The sequence below is a fragment of the Pseudoalteromonas sp. 10-33 genome, from assembly GCF_001469195.1.
Taxonomy (GTDB): Bacteria; Pseudomonadota; Gammaproteobacteria; order Enterobacterales; family Alteromonadaceae; genus Pseudoalteromonas.
Map to the genome: position 1 here is coordinate 39,867 of NZ_LOFI01000005.1, position 22,430 is coordinate 62,296.

A 22,430-nucleotide genomic window follows, 5' to 3' on the forward strand; every position below is an offset into this window, starting at 1 on the left:
ACTAGTGTGAAACTAGGAGCAAGTAAAATGAATCAAGAATATGAGCATTATTACGTACCAGAGCAAAGCCCGTGGCCTATCGTAGGGGCGGTTGCATTGTTTTTTATTGCCGTAGGCGCAGGCTTAACTGTTATGGAGGTTGGAAAGGAAGGGGGTAGCGGTGTTTATTTGCTTTATGCCGGTATAGCCGTTCTTATGTATATGTTATTTAGCTGGTTTAAAAACGTTATACATGAGTCAGATCAGGGTTTGTACTCTGCGCAAATGGATCGCTCTTTTCGACAAGGCATGAGTTGGTTTATTTTTTCTGAGGTTATGTTTTTTATGGCCTTTTTTGGTGCGTTATTTTACGCGCGTATGATTTCGGTGCCTTGGTTAGGGGGCGCGGGCAACAACGCTATGACCAATGAGGTTTTGTGGCCTACTTTTGAAGCTATGTGGCCTTTAGTTGTTACACCTTCGGGAGACACAACGCAAGCCATGGGTTGGCAAGGGCTACCACTAATTAATACGTTAATTTTAATCGCGTCATCAGTTACGTTGCATTTCGCTCATGTAGCAATGGAAAACAATAAACGCAAACCCCTCAAAGTGTTTTTAGGGCTTACGGTGCTATTAGGTGTGTGCTTTTTAGCATTACAAGTAGAAGAATATGTTCATGCATATAACGACCTAAACTTAACATTAGATGCCGGTGTTTACGGGAACACATTCTTTTTGCTTACTGGCTTTCATGGCATGCATGTCACGCTTGGAGCCGTACTTTTATTTGTTATTTTAATACGAATATTAAAAGGGCATTTTACAAAAGAAAAGCACTTTGCATTTCAAGCTGCTGCTTGGTATTGGCATTTTGTTGATGTGGTATGGCTGTGTCTATTTGTATTTGTATATGTGCTGTAACGTTTATGGGCGAACTGTTTGCCTTTATAAAACCGAGCTTAACTGCTGCAATTGCAACCACTAATACAATAACCGAAAACAACACTCGGCGACCTAAAAAATGAGACATAGGTCGTCCGTTTGTTTTCCCTGACACCATAATAAATAACGCTCTAAATAAGTTAAAAAGTATAAACATTAACAACAGTACAATAATAATTTTAATAATCACTGAGTTGACCCTTTATGCAAGTAGTTTTAAGGCACAAACAAAAGCTTAGTTCAATAATCACAATTTGTATGGTTGTGGTTGTTGTGCTGGTATGTGTGCGCCTAGGCTTTTGGCAATTAGAACGAGGTGAAAAAAAACAGCAACAGCTTACTGCCATTGCTCAAATACAAACTCATGGTGTTATGAATTGGTCGCAGTTGCTTGAGTTACCAAAACAATGGAATAAAACCGGCGTATTAGTTGAGCTTAAAGGGACACTTTTAAGCGAGCATTACTGGTTGTTAGATAATCAAGTATATAACGGGCAAGTAGGTTACGACTTACTAGCTCTGTTAAAACCAAACAATGATACGCGTGCAGTATTGGTTAATTTAGGCTGGGTCATGGCCCCAGTATCACGTGATTTTTTACCCAAAGTGGTTTTGCCCAAAGGTGAGTTTACGGTCAAAGCACAAATTAAAGAGAACAACCTCAGTAGTTTTACTCTAGAAGATAAGACCGCGAGTGGTGATCTGCCCAAACGCATTCAATCAATCGACTTAAGTTTTATAAAATCGCAAACAAACATTCCATTAGTTAACTTTATGGCTTATCGCCAAGGTGATGGTGGTGAAATGGCGATACCGCATTACGAAGCGGTTGTAATGAGCCCACAAAAACATAATGCCTATGCCTTACAGTGGTTTTTAATCGCGTTTTCATGTGTTGTTGTTGCCATTTTTGCGAGTAAAAAAAGGACAAAAAATGAAAAATAAACCTCTTTTATTGTTTGTAACCTGTTGTGCTATTCCTTTGCTTTTAGCTTATGGCGCGCTCAAATTTGATTGGTTACCCAGTGCGGTTACAAATCATGGTGAATTTCTAAATGAAGAAATAAAGCTAAAAAATTGGCAAAACGATAACCCTAAACAATGGACTATAGCGCTTAATTATTCGCGTGAGTGCAGCGCGTCATGTAGCGCGTCATGTAGCGAGCAGCTTGAGGCGCTTAATAATCTTTATATAGCGCTAGGAAAAAACCAAGGCAAGGTTGATATGGCTGTTATGGGAAGCCCTTCACAAGCAGATTTACCATGGAAAAAAATGGCTCAGCAACCAAATTTAACGCCAGCTAGTTTGTATTTAATTGATCATATGGGGCTTGTGGTGCTTGAGTACCCTTATAAAGTACAGCCTCAAGAAAACCGCTTAGTTCAAAAGGGGTTATTAAAGGATTTAAAAAAACTACTTAACTATTCTCGTTCAAGCTAACACGGTTAGTGTGAGGTAAAAGATGTATAAAAATTATAAAAATTGGGTTTTATTAACTGGACTTTTTGCTTTAGTGGTTGTTGCTCTGGGTGCTTACACTCGTTTGAGTGATGCCGGGCTGGGTTGTCCAGATTGGCCGGGGTGCTACGGTTTTTTAACGGTACCTAAACACGAAGCTGATATTGCTTTAGCGACACAAAGTTACCCTGACATGGTGTTTGAAAAAGCGAAAGCCTGGAAAGAAATGATTCATAGGTATTTTGCTGGCACCTTAGGGCTGATGATTCTAGCGTTGTTTATTGTTGCTTTTTTAAAACGCCAATTTCCAACTACCCCATTAAAGCTAACATCTTTGTTGTTATTGCTTGTTGTGTTTCAGGCTGCATTAGGAATGTGGACTGTCACTATGAATCTGCAGCCACTTATTGTAATGGGGCATTTGCTAGGTGGCTTTAGTATCTTATCGCTGATTACTTTGCTGTATTTAAGGTTAACAGCAAAACCTATTATGGGCGGAGATGAGGGCGCTAAGCAGTACTTCGGATTGAGTTTGATTGCGCTTTTTGTGCTGATTTTACAAATAGCGCTTGGCGGCTGGCTTGCAGCTAATTACGCAGCACCACACTGTAATGGTTTACCTTTATGTGATTACGCTCAGCCTTTTTCGTTGAGTAGTGTTTTTCAATTACCGCTTGAGCACAGCAACTACGAGTTTGGTGTGCTGTCACAGCAAGCAAGAATGTCTATCCATTTATTACACCGCATTTGGGCATTAGTGACCTGCATCGTATTGGCGCTTGTTATGTGGAAAATTTACAGCCACGCTTATTCTCAAAAAATTAAAAGCTGCGTAATAGCGGTATTGGTTACTTTATTTTGCCAAATTAGCTTAGGACTTATTTTGGTACATTGGCACTTTCCGTTGGGGGTTGCACTGGCGCATAACTTAATGGCTGCCATACTGTTATTAAGTATGGTTAGGTTGTGTTATTACCTAAAATCACGCACATAAAGGAGAAATATAATGGCACTAACAATAAACAAAAAAACAATACAGCCTGTTCATACTCAATCACTTAGTGTGCGTGCTTACGACTTATTACAAGATTACTTAGCCATTAGTAAATTTAAAGTAGTGGCTATGTTGGTTTTAACAGCCTGGGTTGGATTAGCATTAGCCCCTGATGTTGGGCGTGGAATAGGCGTTCAAGTTATTAGCTTATTAGGAATAGGTCTGTTATCTGCTGCAGCCGCCGTTATTAATCATGTAGTGGATAGCGAAATAGACTCTAAAATGGCAAGAACGCGTCATCGGCCTGTTGCTAAAGGGCGTTTAAGTAAAACACATGCATTAACGTTTGCGGCAAGTATTGGCGTTGCTGGTTTTGTGATGCTTATGGTGTGGGCTAATACGCTTACAGCAATATTAACGTTATTTGCATTAGTGGGTTATGCCTTTATTTATACGTCATTTTTAAAACGCGCGACACCTCAAAATATTGTAATAGGCGGACTTGCTGGAGCGATGCCGCCATTGCTTGGTTGGGTATCTGAAACAAACCAAATGGCAGCAGCGCCATGGTTGCTGGTTATGATTATATTTACCTGGACCCCACCCCATTTCTGGGCTTTAGCTATTGCTCGAAAAAGTGATTACGAGCGTGCAAAAATTCCAATGTTGCCGGTAACACATGGTATCGACTTTTGTAAAACATGTGTGGTTGCATACTCAGTTTTACTCGCTTTAGTGTGTGTGATGCCATACTTAATTGGTATGTCAGGAGGTATTTACTTAGTCGGTGCTTGTGTGCTTAATAGTGTGTTTATGTATAAAGCCATTAAGTTAAAATTTGCAGCTAATAACGACAAGGCTATGGATTTATTCCGTTTTTCGATAGTGCATTTAATGGTACTCTTCGTGATCTTATTTATAGATAAATGGCTCCCTTTATGAAGCGACTCTGGCTTTTAGTAATTGTTATTTTAAGTTTATTTTTATCAGCATGCTCAAGTGAAAACGATCCTCAAAATTTAAATGCACTTGTTTATGAAAACGCTAAATCACTTTCGGATTTTACGTTAAAAAATCAGCACGGCGAACCAGTTACAAAAGCGCAATTTAAGGGACAATGGAATTTAGTATTTTTAGGGTACACAAGTTGTCCCGATATTTGCCCGTTAACGTTAGCTAAGTTAAACGCTGTTTATAAAGAGCTGGAAGCTGATTACCCGTTGCAAATATGGTTTGTGTCGGTCGATCCAAATAGAGATACAGCAGAAAAGCGAAAACAATATATAGATTACTTTAACCCGAATTTTTTGGCTGTTTCTGGTGAACATAAAGATCTTTTTCCAGTGGTGAGAGAACTTGGGCTAATTTACGCAATTAGTGATACAACAAAAGCTGATTATGCGGTTGATCATAGTGCATCAGTTGCGTTGGTTGATGATACTGGAGCGCTAAGGGCTATTTTTAAACCTGAGTTTAAGCAAGGTAGTGTACCGCTTATTAATTCAACTCAATTAACGCAAGAGTTTAAAGTTATTGCAAACTACTACTAAAAACTGACTTTTTAATTTTTCACGTATTTTAAGGGGGCTTTAGGCTCCCTTTTTTGTTTTTTCATTCCTGTTTATAAATTTATTAAAATTTTTTTTGACCCTTTTATGGCAATTTTAACAACTAGAGCTAAGCTTTTGTTATGAATTGAAATGAAAGGGATTACACAATTTTAAATGTTAAAACTTCCAAGCGAACTTGTGATTACCCGAGTTGAAACGCTCCACCAAGACTTACTACAAGAACTCAATAGCAACGACGACATCAGTCTTGATATTAGCGATGTAGTGTCTGCAGATACTGCATCTATTCAGCTGTTATGCGCGCTTCAAAAACACTTACTTACTATACAGCATAAAATTATATGGGTAGGTAGCAGTGCAGCATTAGCACATACCATTAATCAGCTTGGCTTGAGCCATTATTTAACAATCGAAATAAATAGTTAGAGGTTTATATGAAAAAAATCTTAGCAGTTGATGATTCAGCGTCTATGCGTCAGATGGTGAGCTTTACTTTAAAAACCGCAGGCTTTGATGTAACAGAGGCCAAAGACGGCAGTGAAGCATTGGCTATTGCTAAGCAGCAAGGTTTTGATGCGGTTATTTCAGATGTAAACATGCCCATTATGGATGGCATTACATTAATACGGGAGCTCCGCACATTACCCGACTATAAATTTACGCCACTACTTATGCTAACCACCGAGTCGGGTCTAGAAAAAAAAGTAGAAGGTAAAGCGGCTGGTGCAACAGGCTGGATAGTAAAGCCATTTAATCCTGAGCAGTTACTAGCGGTGATTAAAAAGGTTATTCGTTAGTCAAGGAGCGCAAAGTGAGCATAGATTTAAGTCAATTTTTTGAAGTTTTCTTTGAAGAGAGTTTTGAAGGCCTAGATACCATGGAAGCTGAGCTTTTAAACTTAGTGCCTGGTGAGGAAGACTTAGAAACTATTAACACTATTTTTAGAGCCGCTCATTCAATAAAAGGGGGGAGTGGGACGTTTGGTTTTTCATCGGTGTCTGACTTTACTCACGTACTCGAAACCTTGCTAGATCAAATTCGTCAAGGTGAGCGCACCCTGACAACCGAGCACGTTAATTTATTACTTAAAGCGGTTGATTGCCTTCGATCGTTACTCGCTGGGTTGCAAGCAGAGCAAGCGCCCGACTTAACTGAAGCCGATACACTACGAGCACAATTTGAAGAGGTGCTAGGAATAAAGGGCGCAACACAAGAGTCCACCACTCAACCCTCTGACAAGCAACCCGATAGCGATACTTATCAAATAGACTTTAAGCCCCATCATCACTTATTTAAAACAGGCAATGAGCCACTCATTATGATTAGTGAGCTTGAGCAATTAGGCGAGCTAGATACTACTGTTTTTTACGATGAGGTCCCTGAAATAACTGATTTAAGTAGTGATGAGTGCTTTTTACATTGGCGTTTTTTCTTAACTACCAGTCATGGAAAAAGCGCGATTAAAGAAGTGTTCGAATGGGTTGAAGATGACGCTGATATCACTATTGAATTATGTGGTGGCTTATTTACCGATGATATACCAGCACCAGCAACCAACATAATCGATAGCAGCGATGTTGGTAATGACGCAGCACCTACCTTAGAGCCTTTGACCCAAGAGCCAATAACAGAGCCGACGAAACAGGCTAAGCCCATAAAGCCCAACTCTGCGAGTGCCAATAAAAAATCAACAACGCCCGAATCGACTTCCATTCGCGTCGGGATTGATAAAGTTGACTCATTAATAAACATGGTCGGTGAGCTTGTTATTACCCAAGCTATGCTTAATCAACTTAGTGAGCAAGACATTACGCCGGCTACAATTACTGCATTGCAAGAAGGCTTAGCGCAACTTGCGCACAACACCCGCGATTTACAAGAAAACGTAATGCGTATCCGCATGTTGCCAATTAATTTTGTATTTAGCCGTTTCCCACGCTTGGTACGCGACATTGCGCAAAAGCTAAATAAACAGGTTGAATTGAAGCTGATAGGCGAGCAAACCGAATTAGACAAAACGGTAATGGAAAAAATTTCCGATCCTATGGTTCATTTAGTTAGAAACTCATTAGATCATGGCTTAGAAACTGTTGAGAAAAGACTGCAAGCCGGAAAAGATCCTGTAGGAACGGTGACCTTAAATGCATTCCATCAAGGTGGAAATATTGTTATTGAAATAATGGATGATGGACAAGGGTTAAACACTAAAAAAATCCAAGAAAAAGCCATTGCAAATGAGCTTATTTCTGCCGACAACCACCTTAGCGATGAAGAAATTAACGAGCTGATATTTATGCCAGGCTTTTCCACTATGGACGAGGTGAGTGACTTATCTGGTCGGGGTGTTGGTATGGATGTCGTTAAGCGTAATATCCAGTCATTAAATGGTTCTGTAGAAGTCACATCTGCACCAGGGGTAGGCTCAACATTTACAATTAGATTGCCACTTACACTGGCTATTTTAGATGGTCAGTTAGTTAAAGTTGCCCAGCATACTTATATTATTCCGCTCATTTCTATTGTTGAATCGCTGCAAATTGATATTGCCAAGGTAAGTCGTGTAGGAAAAAACCTTGATGTACTTAGGTTACGTGATGAATATATTCCAATTTTAAGGCTCTACGATATTTTTAATCATGATAACGCCATTGAATCTCTCGATAAAACCTTACTTGTTGTTGTAGAAACCGACAACCAAAAAGTGGGTTTATTGGTAGATGACCTTTTATCGCAACAACAGGTGGTAATTAAAAGTTTAGAGGCAAATTATCAAAAAGTAGATGGCATATCCGGCGCGACTATATTGGGTGATGGGCGGGTTTCGCTGATAGTTGATATAAGCGGGTTGATAAAACTTTCAGGTTTAAAAAAACCGGGCAGTCAAGAGTTAAGTATTGAGTCGCAAGCTGCTTTGGAGGCGTTATGATTTCTGAGCTTAACCTGCAGCAGCAAAAGGGCGTGAAACAGTTTTTAACATTTATTATGGCTGATGAAGAATATGGCGTAGATATTTTAACTGTACAAGAAATTCGTAGCTGGGAAGAGATAACCGTTTTACCCAACGCTCCCGAGTTTGTAAAAGGGGTTATTAATTTGCGTGGCACCATAGTGCCGATTATTGATTTAAGGCTGCGGTTTGGTTTGCCCAGTATAGAGTATGGGCCGCTTACAGTGGTGATTGTAGTAAAAATAGAGTTTGAACAAGACAGTAAGATTATTGGTATTACCGTTGATGCGGTTTCTGAGGTTTACAGTATTTCAGAGCAAGATGCTAAAGCGGTTCCAAGTATTTCAGAAACAAATAACGACGATTATGTGGCAGGGTTAGTTAACGTGGGCGAGAAAATGGTGGCGTTAATCGACTTACAAAAAACAATGAATATTTAGAGTCAGTATTTGCTAAATAAAGTAAAAATAACTTAAAGGTGGTGATGAGCATGGGATGGTTTAGTAATCCAAAACAGTCTGAATCAAATAATGATTTAATTGTAAGTGCATTAAATAAGTCATTAGCTGTGATTGAGTTTGAGCCAAGCGGAAAAATTATTACCGCTAATGCTAACTTTCTTCGCGTAATGGAATATCAACTAGAAGAAATTCAAGGCCAGCACCACTCTTTATTTGTGGATGATACTGAAGCTCAAGAAAGTGACTACAAACATTTTTGGCTGCGATTGAATAACGGCGAATTTATATCTCAAGAGTTTAGACGCATTACTAAAAGTGGCAAAGAAGTGTGGATTCAGGCCACCTATAATCCAATTGTGAACTCTCAGGGCCAAGTCATTAAGGTTGTGAAATTTGCGACTGATATAACAGCACAAAAGCTCGTTTCAGCAGAGGCAATAGGACAAATAAATGCAATTAGTAAGTCTCAAGCAGTAATAGAGTTTAATTTAGACGGCACTATTATTGATGCAAACGATAATTTTTTAAATACTTTGGGGTATCAGCTTAACGATATCATGGGGCAGCACCATCGAATATTTGTTACACCTGAATACGCAGAAAGTGATGAATATAAAACTTTTTGGGCTAAATTAGGGCGTGGTGAATTTGACTCGGGTGAGTATTTAAGAATAGGAAAGCAGGGTCAAGAAATTTGGATTCAGGCTTCTTATAACCCAATTTACGACATGAATGGTAAGCCCTTTAAAGTAATTAAATATGCGTCTGATATAACAGCTCAAAAAGAGTTAGAAAAATCTTCACGCAAAGCTGCAGACCTAGCTAGCGCCTTAAAAGTATGCCAAGCAAATGTAATGATTGCAGATCAAGATCTTAATATTGTTTTTGTAAACGAGCGCGTGCAAGACATGCTAAAAGCGCGTGAAAAAGACCTACAAACGGTATTACCACACTTTTCTGTTGATAATTTAGTGGGGACTTGTGTTGATGATTTTCATAAAAAGCCGTCGCATCAACGAGAATTACTAAAAAATTTAGATAAACCTTACAAAGCAGAGCTGCGTTTAGCGGGGCTGATTTTTACATTAATAGCGACGCCATGGTACAGCCAAGAAGGTAAAAAACTTGGTACTATTGTTGAGTGGGACGATATTACTGATAAGGTTGCTAAAGCTGACGCTGAGCGTGCTATAGCGCAAGAAAACCTTCGTGTTCGCCAAGCGCTTGATACTGTTGCCACTAATACCATGATTGCAGATTCATCAAATGTCATTGTGTACATGAATAAAGCCGTTAGAAGCATGATGAGCATTGCTGAAAACGACCTTCGAAAAGACTTACCTAATTTTGATAGCAAAAATCTACTTAATCAAAATATTGATGTATTTCATAAAAACCCAGTGCATCAACAAAATCTATTAGCAGCGTTAAAAGAGACTTACAGCACGCAAATAAAGGTTGGTGGACGCACATTTGGTTTGGTTGCAAACCCAATAATAACCCCAGAACAAGAGAGAATTGGCACCGTTGTAGAGTGGGAAGACAGAACCGCAGAAGTTGCAATAGAAAGAGAAATAGCGCAATTAGTAAGTGCTGCAGGAGAGGGTGACCTCGATACGCGTGTGATAGAAGAAGGTAAAGAAGGGTTCTTTTTACGCTTGGCACAAGGGTTAAACAGTTTAGTTAAAATTGTAGATGATGCTGTCGCAGATACCGGCAATATGCTAGATGCCTTGGCAACTGGCGACCTATCTAAGCGAATTGAAAAAGAATACAAAGGCTCGTTTGATAAATTAAAACGCGATGCAAACACCACTGCAGATAAATTAACGGAAGTTATTAATCGTATAAGCTCATCAGCGACCTTAGTGGCCAGTGGCGCAGAAGAAATTTCTCAGGGGAACGCAGATTTAAGTCAGCGCACAGAAGAGCAAGCATCATCATTAGAAGAAACCGCCTCAAGCATGGAAGAAATGACGAGTACGGTCCGTCAAAATGCAGACAATGCCAAAGTGGCAAATACGCTCGCAGAAGAAACATGTGATAAAGCGATTCAGGGTGGTGAAGTGGTGAATCGTGCTGTGACGAGTATGTCAGCGATTAATGAATCGAGTAAGAAAATTGCCGACATTATTGGTGTGATTGACGAAATTGCATTTCAAACTAACTTGCTTGCACTTAATGCGGCCGTTGAAGCAGCTAGAGCGGGAGAGCAAGGGCGTGGTTTTGCGGTGGTTGCGGGTGAGGTGCGTAATTTAGCTCAGCGCTCTGCAGGTGCAGCAAAAGAAATTAAAGAGCTGATAAGAGATAGCGTAGGTAAAGTGGCAGATGGCTCTCAACTTGTGAATGAGTCAGGTGCAACGCTGAAAGAAATTGTGGTGTCGGTACAAAAAGTGACGCAAATGATTTCAGATATTACAGAGGCGTCTGAAGAGCAAAGTGCAGGTATAGAGCAAGTAAATAAAGCTATATCTCAAATGGATGAAATGACCCAGCAAAACGCAGCCTTAGTTGAAGAAGCATCGGCTGCAGGTGAGTCAATGGCTGAGCAAGCAAATGAAATGCGCAGGCTTCTTAACTTCTTTTCACTGGGTCAGCAAGACATGGCTATTATGTCACCCACGATGAATACCCCAAGTTTAGCTCACAAATCACAAAGTAACGCAGTACAAAGCAAGCCAAGAGGCGATAATTTTATTGATTCGGCAGACGAGTGGGAAGAATTTTAATTATTTGATTACAGGCCTTATTGGAAAAGCGCTCAATAAGGCCACACTCACTACTATGTATGAGAGCTGCTAATGAAAGAGTTTTTGTGTACCGATCGCGATTTTAAAGACATTGCTAGTTTAGTGTACAACGCTTGCGGTATTGTTTTGGGCGATCATAAACGTGAAATGGTGTACTCACGTTTAGCAAGGCGAATAAGAGCGCTGAAATTAAACGACTTTAAAGCCTACTTAGCCTACCTAGACACGCATAAAGACAAAGAATTTGATGCGTTTATAAATGCAATTACCACTAATTTGACGTCTTTTTTTCGTGAAGTTCATCATTTTGAATTTATTAAATCTGAGCTTGTACCTAGTTTACTAAAATCAAATAAAGACACTAAGCGCGTGAGAATATGGTCTGCAGGCTGCTCAACAGGAGAAGAGCCTTACAGTTTAGCGATGACGCTAAATAATGCTTTTCCAAGTAATTGGGATGTAAAAATTTTAGCCACCGATTTAGATTCTAACGTGTTAGAAAAAGCGCAAAAAGGTGTGTATACCGCAGCAAACGTAAATGGCTTAGACGACTTTCATTTAAAGCGTTGGTTTTTAAAAAGCAAAGACGGCGAACATTATAAAGTGAAAGACAAGTTACGCGAATGTATTTCTTTTAAACGTTTAAACCTATTGCAGGACTGGCCAATGAAAGGGCCCTTTGATCTTATTTTGTGCCGTAACGTGGTTATTTATTTTGATAAAGAAACTAAAGATCATTTATTTAAACGCTATGCAAATATACTAAGCGAGCACGGCTACTTATTTTTAGGTCACTCTGAAAGTATGGGTAAAGAGCACTCAAATTATAAAAATTTAGGAAAAACTATGTATCAACTGAGAGCACATGCAGGCTGAATTTAGAAGTGTTTTGCCCAGTTTTGAACACATTAAGCGTTACTGGGATTCAGGAAGAAATCATGTAGTTGCCAAAGTGCTTCCAGGAGAATTTTATGTATCTAAAAATAATGAATTGATTTCAACTGTACTTGGCTCATGTATTGCTGCCTGTGTTTACGATGAAGTATTAGGTATTGGTGGAATGAATCATTTTATGTTGCCGATACAAAAAGGTGTAGAGCTTAAAAGCGCGCATGGTTTAAATTGCCGCTATGGTAATTGGGCTATGGAGTACCTGATAAACGAAGTATTAAAAAACGGGGCGTCTCGGCATAATTTAAAAATTAAGCTATTTGGTGGCGGAAAAATAATTAGTGCAATGACAGATATTGGACTGGGTAATATCAGTTTTGCTACCGCCTATGTTAAAGAAGAAGCCTTAAATTTAGTGGCCCATGATATGGGCGGCCCGTGGCCTAGAAAAATATTTTTTCATCCACAAACGGGTAAAGTGTATATGAAAAAACTTAAAAAATTACATAACGACACCATTGAAAAGCGCGAAGTACGTTACTTGCAAAACCTTAAAAAGCAAGAAGTGGTATCGAATATAGAGTTGTTTTAGGAGTCGCTATGATAAATGTATTAATAATCGATGACTCCCCTTTAATTAGAGGGTTGCTTACAGAGATACTGCAACAAGCCAGCGATATTAATGTTGTTGGTTGTGCAGAAGATCCATACCAAGCACGCGAAATGATAAAAAAACTTAATCCCGATGTACTTACCTTAGACGTAGAAATGCCAAAAATGGATGGGATTAGCTTTTTAAAAAACCTAATGCGCCTAAGGCCTATGCCTGTTGTTATGATTTCTACGCTCACGCAAAAAGGATCGCCTATAACATTAGAGGCATTAGAGCTAGGTGCTGTTGATTTTATTGCTAAACCGACTAGTAATGTAAGAGCGCAAATGAATCACTACGCGTCACTCGTTCAGCAAAAGGTGAGAATTGCGGCAGGTGCACGGATACGAAGCTTTAAAAAAGCGCTACCCGATGCTAAGCCCATACTTACGGATACTAAGTTTGTATTAAATAAAGTGATTGCTATAGGGGCATCTACCGGCGGCACCGAGGCAATAAAAGAAGTACTAATAAAAATGCCCGTTAATTGCCCGCCTATTGTTATTACTCAGCATATTCCTCCTGTGTTTAGTACTTCGTTTGCTGAGCGTATGGATAGAACATGTTTAATTAACGTGAAAGAGGCGCAGCATGGTGACAAGCTTAGTTCTGGTTGGGCTTATATTGCCCCTGGTGGGCTTCATTTAAGTATACAAAAACGTGGGGCTGCTCTTTATTGCCAACTCGATGATAGCGAGCCTGTAAATCGGCATAAGCCGGCAGTCGACGTACTATTTGATTCGCTCGTACATTGTGGGGCAAAAAATGTGGTTGCAACAATACTCACAGGTATGGGCGCTGATGGGGCTAAAGGGCTATTAGCACTTAAGCAAAACGGCGCATACACATTAGCACAGGATGAATACTCGTCAGTTGTGTGGGGGATGCCAAAAGCTGCAATTGATTTAAATGCAGCCAATGAAGTGGCTGCACTTGATAAAATGGCTGAGAAGTTGTTAAGCCATGCAGTTATAATTAAGTAAGTATAGGCTTAAATTTATTGAATAACCCAAGGTTGAGAAAACCAATAATAGCTATTCGGTTTTTTAATTGAAGGTGCTGTACAATTAAAACGTGAACGGCCTTTGTTAAGTGTTTTAGGAGAGGTTACTTCTACTGTTGTATCAGTTAACCAGTCTAAATTAGCTTTACCAATACCTGAAACATAACAAGCCAGTTGAGATTTATTAAAATCCTCCACTTTAAACGAAATAGTTAATGCAGGTGGGTTTTGCTTTGTTACGCTATTATCGTAGCTTAATTGAGTGATATTAAATGCCTGAGAATTTAATTTGGTTGCCAGTGTTTTTATGTCGCTGTAAACGCCAGATGCAGGAAAGCGGGGTAAGCGACTAAAGTTAGCGTGTTTACTTAGTGCACCTGAATGCTGGCCAATGCCTATATAGCCAAGCTCTGTCACTAAAGCTTGTAACTCGTTATCAAACTCTCCGTAGGGGTAGGCTAAATACTTAAAGTCGTGGCCTATTTCATCTTTTATACGTTGTTGTGAATTAACAATATCTTGAGTTATACGTTCTTTCCATTGCGCATTAGTTTCACCGTCAAGTTTTACATGTAAATAGTCATGCTGTGCAGTGTGGTTACTTATAAGTGCGCCTTTTTTGCTTAGCTCTTTCAGTTTATCCCACCCCATCACATAGCGTTTACCTTCGTCTATTAGTTTAGGGTTAACAAAAATTGTATAAGGGTAGCCAAACTTTTCTAATATTGGAGCAGCTTGATCATAATTATTGTTGTAACCATCATCAAACGTGATGGCGACGGTTTTATCAGGTAAGGTATGGTCTTGCTTTAAAGCATCAAGTAGTTCATTTAAGGCAATAACATTAAAATCATTATTTTTTAAATAGTTTAGATGCTCTGTGAATGTCTCTTCGCTCACACTCGTAACCGCCGGCAGGGTTTCACTTACATGGTGGTACTGTAAAATAACACCAGCATGAGCGCGTAAAGATAAACCAATAAGAGTCAATAATACCAAATGAAACAATTTCTTATACATAATAAAGCACACCATAAAAGCTTGCTGTTGTTAGCAGGACCAATGATATTATCAAATATCACCGTGCCACTGTTAGGAATAGTTGATACTGCAGTTATTGGCCATTTAGGCAGCGCACATTATTTGGCTGGTATTGCGCTAGGCTCAGCCGTTATATCCATTTTATTTTGGCTCGCGGGTTTTTTAAGAATGAGCACGACTGGCATGGTTGCACAAGCCTATGGCCAAAATGACTTAACCCAGCTAGCGGTTTTACTCAAACGAAGCCTATTACTTGCCAGCATTGTGGCATTATTTCTTATTGCTATGTCTCCTTTAATAAAACACGCAATAGCATTTTTATCAGACGCCCATAATGCCGTGCTAAGCGAAGCCTACACTTATTTTAGTATTCGAATTTTTAGCGCGCCAGCGGCATTATGTAATTTAGTTTTATTAGGTTGGATGCTAGGCGTCCATTATGGACGAGGGCCTTTTTACCTATTGTTGGTGACAAATAGTGTAAACATTGTGCTCGATATTTATTTTGTTGTTTTTTTAGATTGGGCTGTTGCAGGCGCTGCATGGGCATCGTTAATCGCTGATTATACTGCGCTCGTATTTGCGCTGTTTTTAATAACTAAACTCGCAAAAAAACAAGGTGTAGCTTTAAGTACTCCACACTGGTTTAGCTTCAAAAAAATGGCAGGGTTATTGAGTTTAAATCGCGACATTTTTATTCGGTCTTTAATACTTCAGTTGTGTTTTAGCTTTATGACTTTTTATGGTGCGCGTATAGGCGAAACAACCCTTGCAGCGAATGCCGTGTTACTAAATTTTTTGATGTTAGTTAGTTTTGCGTTAGATGGCATAGCCTACGCAAGTGAGGCTAAAGTAGGCCAAGCTAAAGGTCAGCAGAGTGTAAGTAAAATACAACTGTGGGTAAAAATAAGTGTATTTTGGGGAATGTTGTTTGGCGTGGTTTATAGCCTGTTTTTTGCTGTGTTTGGTGCACATATAATTACGCTACTGACCAATGTACCTGAGGTTATTAATGAGGCCACGCAATATTTACCGTGGGTAATTGCTTTGCCATTATTAGCTATGAGCTGTTTTTTATTTGATGGTGTATTTGTTGGTTTAACCCGTGCTAAGGATATGCGAAATAGTATGTTGCTTTCGGCAGCTGTTGGTTTTTTTGGTGTGTTTTGGGTATTTATTGATTGGCAAAATAATGGGTTATGGCTTGCGATGAGCTGTTTTATGCTAATGCGTGGAGTTACATTAATAATTAAATATCAAAAACTTAAGGCTAATAATCAACTGCTAGATTAAGGTTTATTTCCATAGATCTGGATCGTGATATTTTGGCCCTATGTCTTTAATTACTTGCGAAAAGCGATTGGCAAAAATGCCACTGTAGCCCCAAAAAGCAAAAAATAGCGCAGGTATTAAAATTAAAACACCAATAATTTGCAAACTATAATGGCTATAGTAACCCGCAAAAATAAAAATCACGGCTAGCACAAACAGTGCTATGCCGCGAAAAAACCGCTTTAAACTTAGCTTAGGGTTGCTCCCTAAGCGGTATATGAGAGGCTTTAGCATTTACTAGGCTTAATAGTAAGAATGGTCGCCAGCTTCGTGATCAGTAATATCTGCAACACCTGTGATCTCGTCAAACTTAGCAATCATTTCTTTCTCGATGCCTTCTTTTAACGTTACATCAATCATAGAACACCCATTACAACCGCCACCAAACTGAAGCACTGCAACGCCAGCAGCTGTAATTTCTACTAGGCTTACTTGGCCGCCATGGTTAGCTAGTTGCGGGTTAACTTCTGTTTCAAGCATGTGCTGAACACGTTCGTTTAATGATGCATCATCACCAATTTTACGTGCTTTTGCATTAGGTGCTTTAAGCGTTAGCTGAGTACCCATTTTGTCGGTAACAAAATCAATTTCAGCTTCTTCTAAAAAAGGAGCACTTTCAGCATCAACAACGGCATCAAACCCATTAAAGTTTAAGCGAATATCGCTGTCTTCAACGGCGTCTTCTGGGCAATAAGAAACACCACACTCGGCTTGTGATGTACCAGGGTTTACAACAAAAACGCGAATATTGGTCTGTTGTGATTGATCTGCTAATAGTTTAGCAAAATGTGCTTGTGCTGTTTCGGAAATAGAAATCATAAAAAACGGCTTTATACCTGACTAAATTACTCGGATACTGCATATCATACTCCGCTCATCGTGTTGCGGCTAGTGTTGAGCGTAAAAAGTTGGCATCTATTTTAAGCAATGCTAGCGTGCAATTAACAAACATTTTTAGAGTGATCTATATGCGTTTATTAATAACAATAATGGTGGTAATGCTTAGCTTTTCAAGTGTAGCAAAACCGCTTTCGTACTATTTTGAAGACGATGTTGTATTCGATCCAACCATCCCTACACCAGAAGAGGTATTAGGTTATCAAGTTGGTGAGTGGCATGTAAGGCACGACCAGCTCGTACGCTACATGGAAGTACTTGCACAAAAGAGCGACAGAATAAACTTTGAGATAATTGGCCGCACACATGAGCAACGACCACTGGTAATGCTAACGGTTACAGCGCCAAATAAGTTAACTCAAATAGAGCAAATACGCCAAACGCACTTGGCTCGCTTGGGTAATAACAGCAAAAAAGCAAAAGATGAATCTGCAGTTGTGTGGATGGGTTACAGCGTGCATGGTAACGAGTCATCGGGTAGTAATGCATCGCTCTTAACGGCTTATTACCTAGCTGCAGCACAAGGTGATGAAATAAACAATTTATTAAATAACACGGTTATTTTACTCGACCCATCACTAAACCCCGACGGACTTGCACGTTTTGCAAATTGGGCAAACAGCAACCGCGGCATGAATTTGTCGTCAGATCCAAAAACTCGCGAGCATACCGAAAACTGGCCAAGCAGCCGCACTAATCATTATTGGTTTGACTTAAACCGAGATTGGCTATTACTACAGCACCCTGAATCGCGTGCGCGTATTGCTAAATTTCATCAGTGGAAACCAAACGTACTTACCGATTTTCATGAAATGGGCCCGAACAGCAGCTACTTTTTTCAGCCGGGCATTCCAAGCAGAAAGCACCCAATTACGCCAGTTGAAAACGTAACATTAACCAAAGCAATTGCTAATTATCATGCCAAAACATTAGATGAAAATAATGCACTGTATTTTACAGAAGAAAGCTTTGACGATTTTTACTATGGAAAAGGTTCAACTTACCCAGATGTAAACGGGGGGATTGGTATTTTGTTTGAGCAAGCAAGCTCTCGTGGCCATATACAAGAGACCATTAATGGCCCTTTAACGTTTCCATTTACGATAAAAAATCAGCTATTAACGAGCTTATCTACCTTTAAAGCGGCGGTCGAAAATCGCCAAGCGTTGCTTGACTATCAAGCTAAATTTTATAATCAAGCAACAGAGCTTGCAGGTGACGAAAACTTTGCAGGTTACGTGGTTGAAGGTGCAAAAGACAGCACTCGCATTACCGACTTTTTAGCGCTATTAAAACAACATAAAATAGAGGCATTCGAGCTTACTAAACCATTAAAAGCAGGTGGCATAAATTTTACTACTAACAGCTACTACGTCCCTTTAGCCCAGCCCCAATATCGTTTAGTTAAAGCGATATTTAGCGAGCAGAAAAACTTTGCAGATAATACATTTTACGATGTATCTGGCTGGACATTAGCGCACGCATTTAATCTACCTTTTGCAAAAGTAAAAAGTAACTGGGGGCTAGGCGTTGCAGACACGCCTTGGAGTAGCGAACCTAAAGCACCCTTAGCAAGTTTAGAGTCTGCGTACGCGTTTGGTTTTGCATGGGACGACTACTTAGCGCCTAAAATGTTAAATACATTATTAAAGCAAGGTATAAAAGCACGAGTAGCACTGAGTGCCTTAACGGCCAAATCGAGCGCGGGCGACATAAATTTTGAACCAGGTAGTATTATTATTCCGGCTGGTTTGCAAACACAGCAAAACTGGATTGCTTTGTTAAACACTGCACAAAGTGAATTTGGCATTGCCATAAAACCTATTACAACAGGTTTAACGAGTAAAGGTGCTGATTTGGGTTCACGCTCTATGGCAGTTGTTAAAGCACCTAAGGTTTTACTGGTTGGCGGCCAAGGCACTAGCCAGTACGAAGTAGGTGAAGTGTGGTATTACCTAGATAGGTTTGTAGGTATTGCCCCTACGATTGTTGAAATGACGCGTTTAAGCTCGCTTGAGCTCAGTGATTATAGTCACATTGTGTTGGCCCACGGTAATTACACTAGCTTAACCGATGCAGAAAAAGTAGCGATTAAAAGCTGGGTAAGAAAAGGCGGGGTTATTTGGGGTCATAAAGGCGGTGCTAAATTTTTAGTCGACCAGCAATTACTTAAAGCAAATTATTTATCGCGACAGGATTTAGCCGGCGCTTTCAAAACTGAAGGCCTCAGCTATGGCGATAAAGATCATCTAGCGGGGCGTCAGCGTATTGCTGGGGCTATTTTTAATACTAGCGTGGATTTAACGCACCCAATGACCTTCTCACTGACGCGCGACACCTTACCGGTATTTAAAAACAGTACATGGTTACTGGAAGCGTCAGAAGCCCCATTTGTTAATGTACTTACTTATACAAAACGCCCGTTATTAGCAGGCTTTACAGACTCTGTAAATGTAGAGCAAGTAGCTGAAGGCGCTGGTTTAATAGCACATTCGTACGGACGCGGCAGTGTTATTGCTATGACCGACAACCCTGTATTTAGAGGTTACTGGTATGGTACAAGCCGATTACTCAGTAATGCACTGTTTTTTGGCCATACATTCCGCGCAAGTGGGCAGTAAAATAAATTAACTAAATTGGCGTTAAGCAGGTTGTAAATGCCCACACCTGTTTGGCGCCTGCCTTTTTTAAGGCCTGAGTTGCGGCATTTAATGTTGCGCCGGTTGTCATAATATCATCAACAATAGCAACTGTTTTGCCACTCATGTCTTCAGTACATATAAATGCATTAGTCAGATTTTTAATACGCTTTGCTTTAGTGAGTTGCGATTGTGCATGGGTTTTTTTATTGCGAATAAGCGCATTACTTAAAACAACGCGAGAGCGTAAACAAGGGTGCCATACTTGGCTTACTTGATTAAAACCTCGCTTTAAAAAGCGGCTTTTGTGCAAAGGTAAAATTATAAATAAATCAGGGGATTGCGTACTACATGTAAAAAACGCATCGAGCTGCTTTTGTACAATTTGTTGAAGTGTTTTTTTGTAATGTATTTGGTTACTAAATTTAAGTTGAGTTAACCACTGTTCAAATGGAGGGCGGTAAAAAGCGCAAGCAAATAACCTTTCAAATTCGCAGTTAGGAAACATATCAACAATATCAGGGCGATGAAGTAAATTTGGGTGTTTGGTTACATCTATTAATGCTAAATCTTCTAAGCAATAACCACATAAACCCAGATCAGCGCATACAGGGCTTTTGCATTGTACGCAGTAGGATGGAAACAGCCAGTTAAACAGACCTTTCATGAGATAGTGCCCTGCATTGCAATCATCTTTTTAAACGTTATTATGAGCCTAAGTTTGGTTAAGATTATGCAAATATGCAAAAAGAGTTAGTACTTTTACATGGTTGGGGAATGAATAAAGGCGTTTGGCAGCTTATACAGCCAGAGCTTGAAAACTTATATACAGGACAAGTGCGTAGCCTTGATTTACCAGGGTTTGGCAATAGCGCAACCACATTACCAACCCCGTATAATTTGCATGATGCCGCTATGCAATTAAGCCAACATTTAAAACCTGATTCTATTTTAATGGGGTGGTCTTTAGGTGGTTTGTTTGCTTTATACATTGCAAAGCATTGGCCTGAAAAAGTGTCTAAGGTTATTTTAGTTGCATCTACGCCTTATTTTGCAGAGCAGGACAAATGGCCGGGAATTAGTGAAAAAGTACTAACTCAGTTTAAAGACCAATTGGTTAATCATAGAGAAAAAACCATTGAACGCTTTTTGGCTATCCAGGCTATGGGAAGTGAGTCAGCGAGAGATGACATAAAGCAGCTTAAACAATTGCTAAACCAATATTCAGCACCCAACAGTGAGGCGTTAACAGCCGGTTTAGATATTTTACAAAATGACGATTTACGCGATTTATTTGCAACGTGTCCGGTAAAAATTATGGGTATATTTGGTCGCTTAGATGCATTAGTGCCGTATAAAGCAATAGCTAAAATGTCAGTACTAAATGCTGAGTTTGAATACCAAGTAATAGATAAAGCATCTCATGCACCGTTTATTTCTCACAAAAGTGAGTTTTTATCTATCGTTAAATCAATGCTTTAAAAATGCAACGGTCATTGTGCCTAGTAAAGCTTTATTTTGCGCATAAACTGAGCGATAATTAAACAATATTTAAGTGGTGGAGGTTTACCATGTCAATCGGATCTGTATTTAATAATGGTGTTGAAGGGTTTAATCGTGCAAGCCAAGGTATTGAAAAGGCCAGCGCAGAAATTAACCGTGCCAGTATAGAACAGCAAGATGATGCGCAACTTGCACAACAGCGACAGTTAGTCGCAGCAACGCCGGATGAAGCTGTAACAGCACCGGTTGCTCAGCCTGCGCGTATTGACGAATCACTTGTTAACCTAAAAGTTGAAGAATTTAACGCTAAAGCCAATGCGCAAACAATTCAAACAGCTGATGACGTACTGGGTACGTTAGTCGACATTAAAGTGTAATGTAATGAATATTGTCACGCCATTTCCATCAATTAATATAAACACAGCCAATGTTTATACGGAAACCGCTCGGCGTGACAACCAACTACGGGAAGTGATCCCTGCTCCGTCTGCAAATAGCGCAAGTAATACCGAAACCAAAGCGCAAAGCGATGCTGAAAAAGCTAAATTACCGGGCAATAATGAAGGTGCAACATATAGCGCGTCGGGTAAGTTAGCTGACGAAAAAGTCGTTCAAGCACGCGATGATGAAAACGCCGAGAACCCTGAGAGCTCTGAAGAGCAAAAAGCGCAGCAACAAGAGTCTGAACAAGAACAGCAAGTTTTAGAGCAAGAGCAGCAGCAAATAAAAGAGCTAAAAGCGCGCGATACTGAAGTGCGTATTCATGAACAAGCGCATGCTTCTGTAGGTGGTAAATACGCAGGTTCGCCAAGTTACGAATACCAGCGTGGCCCCGACGGCACTAACTATGCAGTAGGCGGCGAGGTACAAATTGACGTTGCTGAAATCCCAGGTGATCCCCAAGCAACCATAGAAAAAATGCAAACGGTTAGAGCTGCAGCCCTAGCTCCTGCCGAGCCTTCGGGCGCTGACCGATCAATAGCGGCAGACGCAACTCAAAAGCTGGTAGCAGCTCAAGCTGAACTTGCAGCACCTCAAAATGATGAAGACGACAGTGCTGAAAACAACAGCAAAGCGTCATTCACAAGCAGTGAAACGCAAGAAACTAAAACGGCAGAAAGTGAACAGCAAACACGAGATGCAGACGTAGAAGCACGCGCAGGGCGAATTGCTAATTTTTATCAAATGGTAACTTCGCCATCCACACAAAGTGGTTTTTCAGCAATCTCTTAGCGAATAGCCTTAACACCGACTATTAAACTCTCCTCAATAAATTACTTTTAATGCTTACTGATTTGAATTGAATAAAAAAACCGCTTTCGCGGTTTTTTTTATTTTAAAGCGTAGAGCGCTTTCCAGTTTTTAC

Annotated in this window: 24 protein-coding genes; 19 read left to right on the plus strand and 5 right to left on the minus strand. The window is 39.9% G+C overall.

Going from position 1 to position 22,430, the window contains the following annotated elements; genetic code table 11:
• The first annotated feature begins 27 nt into the window (after positions 1–27).
• The gene (locus ATS76_RS05590; RefSeq protein WP_058551373.1) at positions 28–903 is read left to right on the plus strand and encodes a cytochrome c oxidase subunit 3; all 876 of its coding nucleotides are present in this window, start codon (positions 28–30) and stop codon (positions 901–903) included.
• Here ATS76_RS05590 and ATS76_RS19530 read toward each other — a convergent pair.
• Positions 803–1,114: a DUF2909 domain-containing protein gene (locus ATS76_RS19530; protein WP_082664323.1), complete on the minus strand. Its 312-nt coding sequence runs from the start codon at positions 1,112–1,114 to the stop codon at positions 803–805. The two genes, ATS76_RS05590 and ATS76_RS19530, sit on opposite strands and share 101 nt — an antisense overlap.
• Before the next feature lie 14 nt (positions 1,115–1,128).
• On the opposite strand from ATS76_RS19530, the gene ATS76_RS05595 reads away from it, so the two are divergent.
• The 13 genes from ATS76_RS05595 (at position 1,129) to ATS76_RS05655 (ending at position 13,632) form a co-directional block, all read left to right on the plus strand.
• Positions 1,129–1,869 carry an SURF1 family protein gene (locus ATS76_RS05595; protein ID WP_058551374.1) on the plus strand — a complete coding sequence of 247 codons (741 nt, stop codon included), beginning with the start codon at positions 1,129–1,131 and terminating at the stop codon, positions 1,867–1,869.
• Positions 1,859–2,365 (plus strand): hypothetical protein, encoded by a 507-nt coding sequence (locus tag ATS76_RS05600; protein ID WP_058551375.1) that lies wholly within the window; start codon positions 1,859–1,861, stop codon positions 2,363–2,365. Before ATS76_RS05595 ends, ATS76_RS05600 begins: the two co-directional genes overlap by 11 nt.
• A 22-nt stretch (positions 2,366–2,387) precedes the next feature.
• Positions 2,388–3,377 carry a COX15/CtaA family protein gene (locus ATS76_RS05605; protein WP_058551376.1) on the plus strand — a complete coding sequence of 330 codons (990 nt, stop codon included), beginning with the start codon at positions 2,388–2,390 and terminating at the stop codon, positions 3,375–3,377.
• A 12-nt stretch (positions 3,378–3,389) separates the two neighbouring features.
• Positions 3,390–4,319: a heme o synthase gene (gene cyoE / locus ATS76_RS05610; protein ID WP_058551377.1), complete on the plus strand. Its 930-nt coding sequence runs from the start codon at positions 3,390–3,392 to the stop codon at positions 4,317–4,319.
• Complete coding sequence (locus tag ATS76_RS05615) at positions 4,316–4,927, plus strand: SCO family protein (RefSeq protein WP_058551378.1); 612 nt, start codon at positions 4,316–4,318, stop codon at positions 4,925–4,927. Before cyoE ends, ATS76_RS05615 begins: the two co-directional genes overlap by 4 nt.
• Positions 4,928–5,101: 174 nt before the next feature.
• On the plus strand, positions 5,102–5,374 hold the full coding sequence (locus ATS76_RS05620; RefSeq protein WP_058403661.1) for an STAS domain-containing protein: 273 nt from the start codon (positions 5,102–5,104) through the stop codon (positions 5,372–5,374).
• Positions 5,375–5,382: 8 nt separating this feature from the next.
• Positions 5,383–5,745, plus strand: coding sequence for a response regulator (locus tag ATS76_RS05625; RefSeq protein ID WP_006793785.1), 363 nt, complete (start codon positions 5,383–5,385; stop codon positions 5,743–5,745).
• Between the two features lie 14 nt (positions 5,746–5,759).
• Positions 5,760–7,874 carry a chemotaxis protein CheA gene (locus tag ATS76_RS05630; protein WP_058551379.1) on the plus strand — a complete coding sequence of 705 codons (2,115 nt, stop codon included), beginning with the start codon at positions 5,760–5,762 and terminating at the stop codon, positions 7,872–7,874.
• On the plus strand, positions 7,871–8,335 hold the full coding sequence (locus tag ATS76_RS05635; RefSeq protein ID WP_058551380.1) for a chemotaxis protein CheW: 465 nt from the start codon (positions 7,871–7,873) through the stop codon (positions 8,333–8,335). The genes ATS76_RS05630 and ATS76_RS05635 overlap by 4 nt, the downstream gene beginning before the upstream one ends.
• A gap of 50 nt (positions 8,336–8,385) precedes the next feature.
• Positions 8,386–11,085, plus strand: a complete 2,700-nt coding sequence (locus tag ATS76_RS05640) for a methyl-accepting chemotaxis protein (protein WP_058551381.1) — start codon at positions 8,386–8,388, stop codon at positions 11,083–11,085.
• Between the two features lie 72 nt (positions 11,086–11,157).
• Positions 11,158–11,982 (plus strand): CheR family methyltransferase, encoded by an 825-nt coding sequence (locus tag ATS76_RS05645; protein WP_058551382.1) that lies wholly within the window; start codon positions 11,158–11,160, stop codon positions 11,980–11,982.
• Positions 11,972–12,589 carry a chemoreceptor glutamine deamidase CheD gene (gene cheD / locus ATS76_RS05650; RefSeq protein WP_006793790.1) on the plus strand — a complete coding sequence of 206 codons (618 nt, stop codon included), beginning with the start codon at positions 11,972–11,974 and terminating at the stop codon, positions 12,587–12,589. The genes ATS76_RS05645 and cheD overlap by 11 nt, the downstream gene beginning before the upstream one ends.
• An 8-nt stretch (positions 12,590–12,597) precedes the next feature.
• The gene (locus ATS76_RS05655) at positions 12,598–13,632 is read left to right on the plus strand and encodes a protein-glutamate methylesterase/protein-glutamine glutaminase (protein WP_058551383.1); all 1,035 of its coding nucleotides are present in this window, start codon (positions 12,598–12,600) and stop codon (positions 13,630–13,632) included.
• A gap of 14 nt (positions 13,633–13,646) precedes the next feature.
• Here the strand turns inward: ATS76_RS05655 and ATS76_RS05660 are convergent, their stop codons facing one another.
• Positions 13,647–14,672: a polysaccharide deacetylase family protein gene (locus ATS76_RS05660; protein ID WP_058551384.1), complete on the minus strand. Its 1,026-nt coding sequence runs from the start codon at positions 14,670–14,672 to the stop codon at positions 13,647–13,649.
• Between the two features lie 42 nt (positions 14,673–14,714).
• Between ATS76_RS05660 and ATS76_RS05665 the strand changes: the two genes are divergently transcribed.
• Positions 14,715–15,986 carry an MATE family efflux transporter gene (locus ATS76_RS05665; protein ID WP_058551431.1) on the plus strand — a complete coding sequence of 424 codons (1,272 nt, stop codon included), beginning with the start codon at positions 14,715–14,717 and terminating at the stop codon, positions 15,984–15,986.
• Between the two features lie 3 nt (positions 15,987–15,989).
• On the opposite strand, the gene ATS76_RS05670 is transcribed toward ATS76_RS05665, so the two are convergent.
• Positions 15,990–16,259 carry a hypothetical protein gene (locus ATS76_RS05670; protein WP_058403611.1) on the minus strand — a complete coding sequence of 90 codons (270 nt, stop codon included), beginning with the start codon at positions 16,257–16,259 and terminating at the stop codon, positions 15,990–15,992.
• A 9-nt stretch (positions 16,260–16,268) separates the two neighbouring features.
• Positions 16,269–16,844 (minus strand): Fe-S biogenesis protein NfuA, encoded by a 576-nt coding sequence (gene nfuA / locus ATS76_RS05675; protein WP_058403610.1) that lies wholly within the window; start codon positions 16,842–16,844, stop codon positions 16,269–16,271.
• Between the two features lie 149 nt (positions 16,845–16,993).
• On the opposite strand from nfuA, the gene ATS76_RS05680 reads away from it, so the two are divergent.
• On the plus strand, positions 16,994–19,543 hold the full coding sequence (locus tag ATS76_RS05680; protein WP_058551432.1) for a M14 metallopeptidase family protein: 2,550 nt from the start codon (positions 16,994–16,996) through the stop codon (positions 19,541–19,543).
• 10 nt (positions 19,544–19,553) lie between these two features.
• Here the strand turns inward: ATS76_RS05680 and ATS76_RS05685 are convergent, their stop codons facing one another.
• Positions 19,554–20,228: a ComF family protein gene (locus ATS76_RS05685; RefSeq protein WP_058403609.1), complete on the minus strand. Its 675-nt coding sequence runs from the start codon at positions 20,226–20,228 to the stop codon at positions 19,554–19,556.
• 74 nt (positions 20,229–20,302) lie between these two features.
• Between ATS76_RS05685 and bioH the strand changes: the two genes are divergently transcribed.
• From bioH to ATS76_RS05700, 3 genes are all read left to right on the plus strand, one after another.
• A complete protein-coding gene (gene bioH, locus ATS76_RS05690; protein WP_058551385.1) occupies positions 20,303–21,043 on the plus strand; it encodes a pimeloyl-ACP methyl ester esterase BioH in 741 nt (246 codons plus the stop codon).
• An 89-nt stretch (positions 21,044–21,132) separates the two neighbouring features.
• Positions 21,133–21,441, plus strand: coding sequence for a hypothetical protein (locus tag ATS76_RS05695; protein WP_006793799.1), 309 nt, complete (start codon positions 21,133–21,135; stop codon positions 21,439–21,441).
• 4 nt (positions 21,442–21,445) lie between these two features.
• On the plus strand, positions 21,446–22,297 hold the full coding sequence (locus ATS76_RS05700) for a putative metalloprotease CJM1_0395 family protein (protein WP_058551386.1): 852 nt from the start codon (positions 21,446–21,448) through the stop codon (positions 22,295–22,297).
• Positions 22,298–22,430: the final 133 nt, after the last annotated feature.

Coding starts and splice junctions, on each gene's coding strand:
- ATS76_RS05590 (WP_058551373.1), top strand. CDS start 28: ATGAATCAAGAATATGAGCATTATTACGTACCAGAGCAAAGCCCGTGG.
- ATS76_RS05595 (WP_058551374.1), top strand. CDS start 1,129: ATGCAAGTAGTTTTAAGGCACAAACAAAAGCTTAGTTCAATAATCACA.
- ATS76_RS05600 (WP_058551375.1), top strand. CDS start 1,859: ATGAAAAATAAACCTCTTTTATTGTTTGTAACCTGTTGTGCTATTCCT.
- ATS76_RS05605 (WP_058551376.1), top strand. CDS start 2,388: ATGTATAAAAATTATAAAAATTGGGTTTTATTAACTGGACTTTTTGCT.
- cyoE (WP_058551377.1), top strand. CDS start 3,390: ATGGCACTAACAATAAACAAAAAAACAATACAGCCTGTTCATACTCAA.
- ATS76_RS05615 (WP_058551378.1), top strand. CDS start 4,316: ATGAAGCGACTCTGGCTTTTAGTAATTGTTATTTTAAGTTTATTTTTA.
- ATS76_RS05620 (WP_058403661.1), top strand. CDS start 5,102: ATGTTAAAACTTCCAAGCGAACTTGTGATTACCCGAGTTGAAACGCTC.
- ATS76_RS05625 (WP_006793785.1), top strand. CDS start 5,383: ATGAAAAAAATCTTAGCAGTTGATGATTCAGCGTCTATGCGTCAGATG.
- ATS76_RS05635 (WP_058551380.1), top strand. CDS start 7,871: ATGATTTCTGAGCTTAACCTGCAGCAGCAAAAGGGCGTGAAACAGTTT.
- ATS76_RS05640 (WP_058551381.1), top strand. CDS start 8,386: ATGGGATGGTTTAGTAATCCAAAACAGTCTGAATCAAATAATGATTTA.
- ATS76_RS05645 (WP_058551382.1), top strand. CDS start 11,158: ATGAAAGAGTTTTTGTGTACCGATCGCGATTTTAAAGACATTGCTAGT.
- cheD (WP_006793790.1), top strand. CDS start 11,972: ATGCAGGCTGAATTTAGAAGTGTTTTGCCCAGTTTTGAACACATTAAG.
- ATS76_RS05655 (WP_058551383.1), top strand. CDS start 12,598: ATGATAAATGTATTAATAATCGATGACTCCCCTTTAATTAGAGGGTTG.
- ATS76_RS05660 (WP_058551384.1), bottom strand. CDS start 14,672: ATGTATAAGAAATTGTTTCATTTGGTATTATTGACTCTTATTGGTTTA.
- ATS76_RS05665 (WP_058551431.1), top strand. CDS start 14,715: ATGATATTATCAAATATCACCGTGCCACTGTTAGGAATAGTTGATACT.
- ATS76_RS05670 (WP_058403611.1), bottom strand. CDS start 16,259: ATGCTAAAGCCTCTCATATACCGCTTAGGGAGCAACCCTAAGCTAAGT.
- nfuA (WP_058403610.1), bottom strand. CDS start 16,844: ATGATTTCTATTTCCGAAACAGCACAAGCACATTTTGCTAAACTATTA.
- ATS76_RS05680 (WP_058551432.1), top strand. CDS start 16,994: ATGCGTTTATTAATAACAATAATGGTGGTAATGCTTAGCTTTTCAAGT.
- ATS76_RS05685 (WP_058403609.1), bottom strand. CDS start 20,228: ATGAAAGGTCTGTTTAACTGGCTGTTTCCATCCTACTGCGTACAATGC.
- bioH (WP_058551385.1), top strand. CDS start 20,303: ATGCAAAAAGAGTTAGTACTTTTACATGGTTGGGGAATGAATAAAGGC.
- ATS76_RS05695 (WP_006793799.1), top strand. CDS start 21,133: ATGTCAATCGGATCTGTATTTAATAATGGTGTTGAAGGGTTTAATCGT.
- ATS76_RS05700 (WP_058551386.1), top strand. CDS start 21,446: ATGAATATTGTCACGCCATTTCCATCAATTAATATAAACACAGCCAAT.